The 9,192-nt window shown below is 69.2% G+C and carries 9 protein-coding genes and 1 pseudogene; 6 read left to right on the top strand and 4 right to left on the bottom strand.

The window, feature by feature from the left end:
• Positions 1-29: 29 nt before the first annotated feature.
• Complete coding sequence (locus tag U9979_RS09985; RefSeq protein WP_322749857.1) at positions 30-182, bottom strand: hypothetical protein; 153 nt, start codon at positions 180-182, stop codon at positions 30-32.
• Between U9979_RS09985 and U9979_RS09990 the strand changes: the two genes are divergently transcribed.
• Positions 181-1,452, top strand: coding sequence for an MFS transporter (locus tag U9979_RS09990; protein WP_322779145.1), 1,272 nt, complete (start codon positions 181-183; stop codon positions 1,450-1,452). The genes U9979_RS09985 and U9979_RS09990 overlap by 2 nt on opposite strands.
• A gap of 309 nt (positions 1,453-1,761) precedes the next feature.
• On the opposite strand, the gene U9979_RS09995 is transcribed toward U9979_RS09990, so the two are convergent.
• The gene (locus U9979_RS09995) at positions 1,762-2,592 is read right to left on the bottom strand and encodes an enoyl-CoA hydratase/isomerase family protein (RefSeq protein WP_322749855.1); all 831 of its coding nucleotides are present in this window, start codon (positions 2,590-2,592) and stop codon (positions 1,762-1,764) included.
• A 104-nt stretch (positions 2,593-2,696) separates the two neighbouring features.
• On the bottom strand, positions 2,697-3,365 hold the full coding sequence (locus tag U9979_RS10000) for a TetR/AcrR family transcriptional regulator (RefSeq protein ID WP_416219859.1): 669 nt from the start codon (positions 3,363-3,365) through the stop codon (positions 2,697-2,699).
• A 282-nt stretch (positions 3,366-3,647) separates the two neighbouring features.
• Between U9979_RS10000 and U9979_RS10005 the strand changes: the two genes are divergently transcribed.
• The 3 genes from U9979_RS10005 (at position 3,648) to U9979_RS10015 (ending at position 6,711) form a co-directional block, all read left to right on the top strand.
• Positions 3,648-4,352 carry an SDR family oxidoreductase gene (locus tag U9979_RS10005; protein ID WP_322749853.1) on the top strand — a complete coding sequence of 235 codons (705 nt, stop codon included), beginning with the start codon at positions 3,648-3,650 and terminating at the stop codon, positions 4,350-4,352.
• 264 nt (positions 4,353-4,616) lie between these two features.
• A complete protein-coding gene (locus U9979_RS10010; protein WP_322779147.1) occupies positions 4,617-5,621 on the top strand; it encodes an NADP-dependent oxidoreductase in 1,005 nt (334 codons plus the stop codon).
• 127 nt (positions 5,622-5,748) lie between these two features.
• Positions 5,749-6,711 (top strand): enoyl-CoA hydratase/isomerase family protein, encoded by a 963-nt coding sequence (locus U9979_RS10015; RefSeq protein ID WP_322749851.1) that lies wholly within the window; start codon positions 5,749-5,751, stop codon positions 6,709-6,711.
• A gap of 29 nt (positions 6,712-6,740) precedes the next feature.
• Here the strand turns inward: U9979_RS10015 and U9979_RS10020 are convergent, their stop codons facing one another.
• Positions 6,741-7,025: a transposase gene (locus tag U9979_RS10020; protein WP_322779148.1), complete on the bottom strand. Its 285-nt coding sequence runs from the start codon at positions 7,023-7,025 to the stop codon at positions 6,741-6,743.
• A gap of 371 nt (positions 7,026-7,396) precedes the next feature.
• Between U9979_RS10020 and U9979_RS10025 the strand changes: the two are divergent.
• Together U9979_RS10025 and U9979_RS10030 are read left to right on the top strand one after the other, a co-directional pair.
• A pseudogene (locus tag U9979_RS10025) lies at positions 7,397-8,008 on the top strand (integrase); the annotation flags it as partial.
• A 147-nt stretch (positions 8,009-8,155) separates the two neighbouring features.
• Positions 8,156-9,192: IS66 family transposase (locus tag U9979_RS10030; RefSeq protein WP_322779150.1), on the top strand; the 1,037-nt coding region annotated here is incomplete at its 3' end.

Here is a 9,192-nt window from a genome sequence, read left to right on the forward strand (position 1 = left end):
ACACGCCTGCGTGAGGGTCCGTGGCTGGGTCACGCTGAGCGGACGTCGCGCGGGTCCGGCTGCTGGAGCGCGCGGAAAACGGCGACGACATCCGGGCTCGGTTGCTGATCGATGTCGTCGAGGCAGGCGACCAGCAGGGCGCACGCGTGGGTATGACGGCCCGCCGGCAGACTGCCTGTCATGACCAGCCCCGCTACCCAGCCGGACACGAGCCCACGCGTGGAAGCCGGCTCGGGCCGGTGGCTGACCCGTGGGGTCGCGGGCATCGGCACCGCGAGCCTGCTCGCCGACGTCGGCCACGAGATCCCCACCGCGCTGCTGCCGAGCCTGCTCACCGTCACCCTCGGTGCGCCGGCCGCCGCCCTCGGGCTGATCGAAGGGGTCTCCGACGGGCTCGCCGGCACCGCCCGCCTGGTCGGCGGCGCGCTCGCCGACGATCCCGGACGTCGACGCCGGGTCGCGGTCGGCGGCTACACCAGCACCGCCGCACTCGGCGCGCTGACCGGAGCGGCCACCGCGGTCTGGCAGGTCGGGGTGCTGCGCGCCGGAGCCTGGGCGGCCCGCGGCCTGCGAGTGCCAGCCCGCAACGCCCTGCTCGCCGATGTCGTCGCCCCGACCGTCTACGGACGTGCCTACGGCTTCGAGCGGATGATGGACAACCTCGGCGCGATCTTCGGGCCGCTGCTCGCGCTCGGTCTGGTCGCCGCGATCGGTGTCCGTGCCGCGATCGGCCTGTCCGTGATCCCCGGGCTGCTCGCCGCCGCCGCGATCGTTTACGCCATCCACCACGCCCCGAAAGCCGAGCCCCGCCCACGGGTGCCGCTGCGTATCCGCGTCCGCCCGGTGCTCGCGGCGGGGCTCGGCCCGCTGATGGCCGCGGTCGCCGCGTTCGAGGTCGGTAACGTCGCCGCCACCCTGCTCATCCTGCGCGCCACCGACCTGCTGCGCCCCGGCCACGGCCAAGAGCGCGCTACCCAGCTCGCGCTGGCGCTCTACATCCTCTACAACATCGCAGCGACTCTCGCGTCGCTGCCCGCCGGACGGCTCGCGGACCGGCTCGGCCCGCATGGCGCGGTTCGTGTTCTCACCGCCGGTGTCGGCCTGTTCGCCGCCGCCTACGCCGGCTTCGCCTTCGCCGGTGCCAACGTGGCGTTCCTCGCGTTGCCGTTCGCCGCGGCGGGCCTGGCGATCGGCTGCGTCGAAACCGCCCAGCACACCGCCGTCGCAAGCCTCGCCCCGCCCGACATCCGCGGCTCCGCGTTCGGCCTGCTCGCCACCGTCCAGGCTGCCGGCAACGTCGCCGCCAGTGCCATCGCCGGCGCGATATGGACCGCCGTCTCCGCCCCGGCAGCATTCGGATACCTGGCCGGCTGGATGCTGCTCGCGCTCGGCGGGCTGGGATACGCCGGGCGCAGCCCAGGCGTGGGTTCGCCAACCCGCGCTCGCACCTGAGCGTGTCACGCCGCACCACCGCGTCGGTTCGTCTCCATGGGCGCTTCGATATTGATGAACCCGAGCGCTTCTGGTGCCCGCCGTTCGACCGGGCCGGCCGCGTCGGCGTGGACCCCGATGTGCAGGCCGGGGACGACGCTGGCGGGCGGACCGAAGATCTGGACGAGCTCGTCGACCCGGCTTGGAGACGGTCCTGCCCGGGCACGAGCTGCCCGCAGGAGCGGCGTGGGGTACGCCGTCCGCGCACGGCGTACCCCGCATTCGGTTCAGTGCCCCACGCGCCGGGGGGCCGCCGCGCGGAGGAGACGATCAGAGGTTCTGGTTGATCACGCCGAGGTACTCGCCCAGCTGGTATTCGACGTCCAGGCCCTTGTCGGCGGCCAGCGCGCCGAGCGCCATCGCCCGGGGCAGGAGCGCCGGGCGGGTCAGCGAGTCCACGAACACGCCGTAGGAGGCGATCAGGTCGGCGTCCGGCGGCAGGGTGGCCCGGCCGACCATCGCCTTGGCGGTGGCCAGGGCCTGCCGGTCGAAGGAGGCGAGGCGGGCGACCGTCGCGTCGACGAAGGCGTCGAGTTCCGCGTCCGGCAGGGTCCGGGTGACCCATCCCCAGCGCTCGGCCAGGTCGGCGTCATAGTCGGCGCTGCCGAGGATGGCCTCGAGCGCCCGGTCGCGGCCGATGGCGCGGGGGAGCCGCTCGGCGCCACCGCCGCCGGGGACGATGCCGACACCGACCTCGGGCTGGCCGAAGATCGCCTTTTCCCGACTGGCGTACCGCAGGTCGCAGGCGAGGGCCAGTTCGTTGCCGGCGCCGCGGGTGCGGCCCCGGATGGCCGCGATGCTGACGTACGCGGCCTTGCTCAACCGCAGGACCAGGTCGGTCCAGACCGGCGCGTCGTCCTCGTGCTCGGGCACGGGCAGGTTGCCGGCCTCGGCGCCGTCGAAGTGGTTGAAGAAGAAGTCGGGGACCTCGCTGGAGAAGACGACGACCTGGATGTCGGGGTCGTTGTCGAGGTCGCGGACGATCCGGTGCAGCGCCACCACGGTCTCGGAAACCACCAGGTTCATCGGCGGATTCGCGAACGTGATCGTGGCGGTCCGCGGTGTCGTGCGCTCGAGGCGGATCGTGCTGGGCTGGCTCATCGGATGACTCATCTCGTGGTAGTTGTTTCGATGGGAGCGGGCAAGCGGTCCGCCGCACATGCCTCAGAGCCGGACGACCATCTTTCCGACGTTCTCGCCGCGCATCATCGCGAGGAACGCGTCCAGGGTGTTCTCCAGGCCGTCGACGACGGTCTCGCGGAAGTGCAGCTTGCCCGTGGCTTGCCCCATCGCCGGTCTTCGGCGCCGAGCAGCGTCAGGGCGCTCCGGATGCCCTGCTCGAGGACCACGTCGGCGAGTCGGCGATCGGCCAGGGCGCGGGAGAGTTGCAGCGTCCCGACCATCAGGGCGTAGATGCTGAGCGCCTGCGCGCGCACCGACTGTGGATCGTCGGGTGCCACCCGGGCGGCGACGTCGTCGATGACGGCCAGCATGCCCTCGGTGTACGCGCGCCGGGCGGCATCCGCGCTGCGGGCGATCTCGTCGAGCATGGCGGCGGACGGGCAGCCGTCCTCGGGGCTGTCGCGATGGCGGATCGAGAGGTATTCCCGCAGGAACTGTTTGGCTCCGGCGTGGCCGGGTGCCGCCGCGCTCAGGCCCTCGCGCTGCTCGCGGAGCTGGTCGGCGACCGCGGCGACGACCAGGTCGTCCTTGGAGTCGAAGCGGGCGTAGAACGCGCCGTTGGTCAGTCCCGCGTCGGCCATGAGCGCGGCGATCCCCGAGCCGTCGATGCCGTCGGTCTTGAACCGGCACCCGGCCGCCTCGATGATCCGCCGCCGCGTCATCTGCTTGCGCTCTCTCCCGTCTCGCACCACACACTCCTTCACCCGCCGGCGACCCGCGTCGACCACCCCCCGATCAGATTGAGAGTACGGCCATAATTTAATTTCGCCCAGGGGCTTGCTCCTGGCCGTTCTCTCACTCTATGGTCGTATGAGTGTAATCGCATTGCTCGTTCATCGTCGCCGCCGGCCGCGTACCCGAAGTCGACCAGGCGATCCAGCAGATGGCCCGCCGCGTGTCTGCGAAACAACCCCGTACAGCGGCGTACTCGTCACTCAGCGTCCGACTGAGCGCACTGACTCCCGGAGAACGACATGACTCAGCTCGTCGACCAGACCGTCCTCGTGACCGGTGCGAACCGCGGCATGGGCCGGGAGTTCGTGCGTCAGCTCCTCGACCGCGGGGTCGCGAAGGTCTATGCCGCCGCCCGCGACCCGCAGACGATCGTCGCCGACGACCCGCGCGTGGTGCCGCTGCAGCTCGACGTCACCGACGCCGGCTCGGTGGCCCGCGCCGCCGAGACCGCGCAGGACGTGAGCGTCGTGGTGAACAACGCCGGCATCGCCCGCGGCGTTTCGGTCCTGGACGCCGACACCGCCACCCTGCGCGGCGAACTGGAGACGAACCTGTTCGGCACGCTCGCCGTGTCCTCGGCCTTCGCCGACCGCTTGGCGCAGCGTTCCGGCATCGTGATCAACATGGCCTCGGTGGCGTCCTGGCTCCCCACGGGCGGCACCTACGGGGTATCCAAGGCGGCCGTGTGGAGCGCCACCGACGCCATGCGCCTGGAACTCGGACCCCGGGGCGTGCAGGTCGTCGGAGTCCACGTCGGGTACGTCGACACCGACATGGTCGCCAGCATCGACGCCGCCAAGTCGGATCCCGCCGACGTGGTCCGCCAAGTCCTCGACGGTGTCGAGAAGGGCGACGTGGAGATCCTGGCCGACGAGTTCACCCGCGCGGTCCGCGCCGGCCTGCACCAGCCGATCGGAACCCGACTCGCCCAGCTCCTGCCCTAATTAGCGGTCAGCACAGCCGGAGCAGGTCCGACCGGCGGCGAAACCGCGCCACCTGCTGGCCGGCGCCAGCCGCCTGCACTGGTCACGGCACCGGCCCGGCGGCTGCGGGCGAACGCCGTAAACACCGAGCACGTCACCGGTCCGCTCCTGGTGAAAGCCAAGGCGAGTGCTCATCCCTGAGACGAGATTTGCGACGACGCCGCGCTGACCGAAAAGCAATCTTTGCACTGCTGTGAGCAGCGCAAACCAGAGACGGAGACAATGATGAAGGCATTTGTGGTCGAGCGCTACGGGGGCGCCGACACCGTACGCGCCGGTGATGTGCCGGATCCGCAGGTAGGCGATCACGACGTCCTCGTCCGGATTCACGCGGCAAGCGTCAACCCGCTCGATCTCAAGATCCGCAACGGGGACCTCAAGGTGATCCTGCCGCACCGGGCGCCGTTCGTCCTCGGCAACGACCTCGCCGGCACGGTCGTCGCGGTCGGTGCCCGCGTCACGCGCTTCGCCGTCGGCGACGAGGTCTACGCACACCCGGACCAGAACCGGACGGGCACGTTCGCCGAACTCATCGCCATCCACCAGGACGACGTCGCCACCAAACCGACCACGCTCACCATGGAGGAGGCCGCCTCCATCCCCCTGGTCGGACTGACCGCCTGGCAGGCTCTGGTCGAACTCGCCGACCTGCGACCCGGCCAGAAGATCCTCATCCACGCCGGCGCCGGCGGCGTCGGCACCATCGCCATCCAACTGGCGAAACACCTGGGCGCGAGCGTGGCCACGACCGCGAGCGCGACGAAGACCGACCTGGTGAAGGACCTCGGCGCGGACGTCGTCATCGACTACCAGAAGGAGGCGTTCGAGACGAACCTGCACGACTACGACGTCGTCCTCGACACCGTCGGCGGCGAAACCCTCGACAGGTCCCTGCAGGTGCTCAAGCCCGGCGGGACAGTCATCAGCGTCGCCGGGCCACCCGACCCCACCTACGCCAGGGAACTGGGCGCCAATCCCGTCATCCGGTTGGCAATCGCCGCGTTGAGCTTCCGGATCCGCCGGCGTGCCCGGCGACACCAGGTGACGTACTCGTTCCTGTTCATGAAGGCCAGCGGTGACCAACTGCGCGAACTCACCGCCCTCATCGACGCCGGGATCATCCGGCCGGTCGTGGACCGCGTCTTCGACTTCGAACAGACCCGCGAAGCCCTGGCCCACCTTGAGCAAGGACGCACCCGGGCCGGCAAGGTCGTCGTCCGCATGAAATGACGCCCCTGCCGCCCAGGCCGCCGGGCCGGCACGCCCCTGCGCACAGAATGCGTCGCCGTTTCACGCGGAGCGTGACCCGCACGAGTGCCTGAGACCGTCGACCACAGCCGACTCACCGGAGGATCACATGGATAACTCGCAGCCCGCAGGACACATTGCCGTTGAAGGCCACACCGGGGTACTTGTCGCTCGTATCGACGGAGGCCCGCATGCGTTGTTTGATGCCACGATCGCCAAACAATTGAAAGAACTGGTTGATCGCGCAGACCGCGATCCGGACATCCACGCGGTCGTCTTCACTGGCACGCATCCTGATCGCTTCTTGAGTCATTCTGACGTTCGCTGGCTACAAAAAGGTGGCACTGGATTCCCGCCCATCAATACACGCCTCGCCGGGCTTGTCGCGCGTACGGCGAGACTCATAAATAGATTGCCAATTGTCAGAACGCTCGCGGGGATGACCCGGCTCAAGACACTTTTGCAGCTCGATAGCTTCCACGCGACCTTCCTGAAGATGAATGCAAGCGGCACCATCTTCATTGCGGCACTCAATGGTTCGGCACTTGCCGTCGGCGCGGAATTGGCATGGGCATGTGATCTGCGCATCATGGCAGACGGGGACTTTGCCATCGGCTTGACAGAAGTCCTGCTCGCACTTACGCCGGGTGGCGGAGGCTCTCAACGATTGCCCCGTCTAATTGGTACCCAGCAAACGTTAGTTGCTGTTCTCGAAGGCAGGCCATTTACACCAGCAGAGGCGCTCTCGCTCGGTGCAGTCGACGAAGTGGTGCCACAGAAAGAGGTACTCGCGCGTTCGATAGAGCGCGCAGAATACCTGAGCCTACGATCAAAGAAATCTCTCGGAGCAATTAAGCGATCCATATACTTTGGCAGCTCTCTGTCGCTCGAACGCGGCTTGCAGCTTGAGCACGCTGAGTTCCTAGTTAGGGATCAATCAAAGGAAGCTCAGCGGCGGATGCTTGAATATATTGCCACCACGGACGCCACTGGCGAGCTCCCTCTGTTGGACCGGGAGACGTACGCACGGGCACTCAGCGCCGGTCGTATCGGAGGTAGTTCAAGCGAGTAGATTGAGCCCATTTGGTGGCTTCTTCTTGATCAGCAGTTCATCGCCTCGCGCGGGCCGTTGCTGAATCCGTCGGTGTCGAAATGGACCAACAGCGCCTCTCGCAACGCATCCATGGTGCGGGCAAGGCGGGTCAGCTCGGGGATGGCGGCGTCAGGGCAGTGCACCAGCCAGCGGTACGGCCGCTGCTCGGCGTCGTCTCGGTCGCGGGCCCGGCAGATCAGCCGCAGGTCTTGGGCGGCGATCCAGGTCCGCAGGTCTGCTGGTCGTCGCTGTTCCGTCGGCCAGGCCGGCCGCGCCGGCTGACCGAGAAGCAACGGTCAAGGATTGTTGCGCTGGTCAAGGCGCTGCCGCCGGGCCGGCCGCGCTACGACCCCGCAGCCGACGGGCTGGTCGAGACATCGACCGCGGCGGTGTGGACGTTGGACGCGTTGACCGAGGCCGCGAACAAGCTGGGCATCCGGGTCGGCCGGTCGCAGGTGCGGCGGATCCCTTTGGCTGACGGCGCCCGGTGGCGGCACGTCCGGTCGTGGGCGGTGTCGAAGGATCCGGACTTTGTCCCAAAAGGACAGCCGTCGTCGACCTGTACACCCGCACGCCCGAGGACACCACGGTCGTCTGCGTCGACGAACTCGGCCCGCTGATTCCCCGCGCCTACCCTGCCCAGCCGGGCTGGACCGCCGACGGGAACCGGGACAAGGACGCCGAGATCCTCGCGCTACGGCACCAGATCATGGTCCTGCAACGGCAGCTGCACGGCGACCGGGTCCGGTTCACCCCAGCCGACCGGGCCTGGCTGGCAGCATTGCTGCACCCGCTACCGCGCGGCGTGCTGCGTCATCTGCGGCTGCTGGTACGCCCGGAGACCGTGCTGCGCTGGCACCGCGATCTCATCGCCCGCCGACATGCCCGACAGTCCCGACCCCACCGGCCCGGACGGCCGCCAACGATCCGATCGATCCGCGCGCTGGTGCTGCGCCTGGCCCAGGAGAACACCGGATGGGGATACCGTCCCATCCACGGCGAACTCCTCGCCCTGGGCGTGAAAGTCGCCGCATCCACCGTCTGGGAGATCCTGAAAGACGCCGGAATCGACCCGGCACCGCGGCGCACCCACACCACCTGGACGACATTCCTGCGCTCCCAGGCGCAAGCCATAATCGCCGCCGACTTCTTCGAGACCACGACGTTGACCGGCGCCCGCTTGTACGTCTTGGCCGTCATCGAGCACGCCACCCGCCGCATCCGGGTTCTCGGCGTCACCGCTCACCCGACCGCCACCTGGGTGACCCAGGTTGCCGGTATGTATTCGGTGATGCCGTGGGGTGGCTGGTTCCGCCCCCTGTCATGGGGCTGCGAGATGATCGCAGGATGGTAGGGCGGGTCCCTGACAGCCCGGGTATGGTTCGCGTGGCATGGATGAGCCCGCTGGTGTCTCCTGGATGGTGTGCCGGCCACCCCTGTGCTCGATGACGTCGCCGATGTGGCGTACTGGCGTGAGCGGGCCGAGCGGGCCGAAGCACAGCTGACGGACACGCAATCCCGCCTGACCGAGACCAGCCAGCGGACCACGGAACTCGCCGAGCAGGTCGCGGTCCTGCGCCGGATACTGTTCGGTCGCTCCTCGGAGAAGACCCGCCCCGCCCCGGATCGGCAGGAGACGGCACACCCCGACGGTCAGGATGAGCGGGACAGCGCGAGCCCGGGCGACGCCCCGGCCCGGCGTGGGCAGCGCCGGGGACGCTCCGGCCACGGCCGGCGGGACTACTCCCAGCTGGAGACCCGGGAGGAGATCCACGATGTGCCCGCGGCCGAGCGGACCTGCGCCGGGTGCGGGGCGGCGTTCGTACCGCTGGGGACCGAGGACAGCGAGCAGATCGACTGGCAGGTAACGATCACCCGGATCGTGCACCGCCGGCTGCGGTACCGGCGGCGCTGCACCTGTCCGGGATCACGAACGGTGATCGCACCGGTGCCGGGCAAACCGATCGCCAAAGGCCGGTTCACCCCCGCGTTCCTGGCCCGGTTGCTCTACGAGAAGTACGTGCTGGGGCTGGGGCTGCACCGCATCGCCCGGGCGCTGGCCACCGGCGGGTTCGCCGTCGCCGAGGGCACCATAGCCGGGGCGCTGCAGGCAACCGCTGACCTGCTGGCACCCCTGGAACAGGCGATCATCGCCCGGAAGGCCACCGCGGTACAGGTACACGCCGACGAGACCGGCTGGCAGGTCTTCGAACACCGCGAGGGCACGGACAGCACCCGCTGGTGGCTGTGGGTGTTCGTCACCGAGGACACGATGGTGTTCACGATGGACCCGACCCGCTCGGCGGCGGTCCTGTACCGCCATGTCGGGATCGAACGCACGGCGACCGCGCTGCCCGAGGGCCGCCGGCTGGTCGTGTCCTGGAGACTTCTTCACCGTCTATCAGTCCCTCGCCCGGGTCGACGGCGTCGATCCGCTGTGGTGCTGGGCGCACATCCGCC

It is taken from the genome of Protofrankia sp. Cas4, assembly GCF_963555915.1.
In the GTDB taxonomy this organism is placed as follows: domain Bacteria; phylum Actinomycetota; class Actinomycetes; order Frankiales; family Frankiaceae; genus Protofrankia.

Coding starts and splice junctions, on each gene's coding strand:
- U9979_RS10005 (WP_322749853.1), top strand. CDS start 3,648: ATGACTCAGCTCGTCGACCAGACCGTCCTCGTGACCGGTGCGAACCGC.
- U9979_RS09985 (WP_322749857.1), bottom strand. CDS start 182: ATGACAGGCAGTCTGCCGGCGGGCCGTCATACCCACGCGTGCGCCCTG.
- U9979_RS09995 (WP_322749855.1), bottom strand. CDS start 2,592: ATGAGCCAGCCCAGCACGATCCGCCTCGAGCGCACGACACCGCGGACC.
- U9979_RS10015 (WP_322749851.1), top strand. CDS start 5,749: ATGGATAACTCGCAGCCCGCAGGACACATTGCCGTTGAAGGCCACACC.
- U9979_RS10010 (WP_322779147.1), top strand. CDS start 4,617: ATGAAGGCATTTGTGGTCGAGCGCTACGGGGGCGCCGACACCGTACGC.
- U9979_RS09990 (WP_322779145.1), top strand. CDS start 181: ATGACCAGCCCCGCTACCCAGCCGGACACGAGCCCACGCGTGGAAGCC.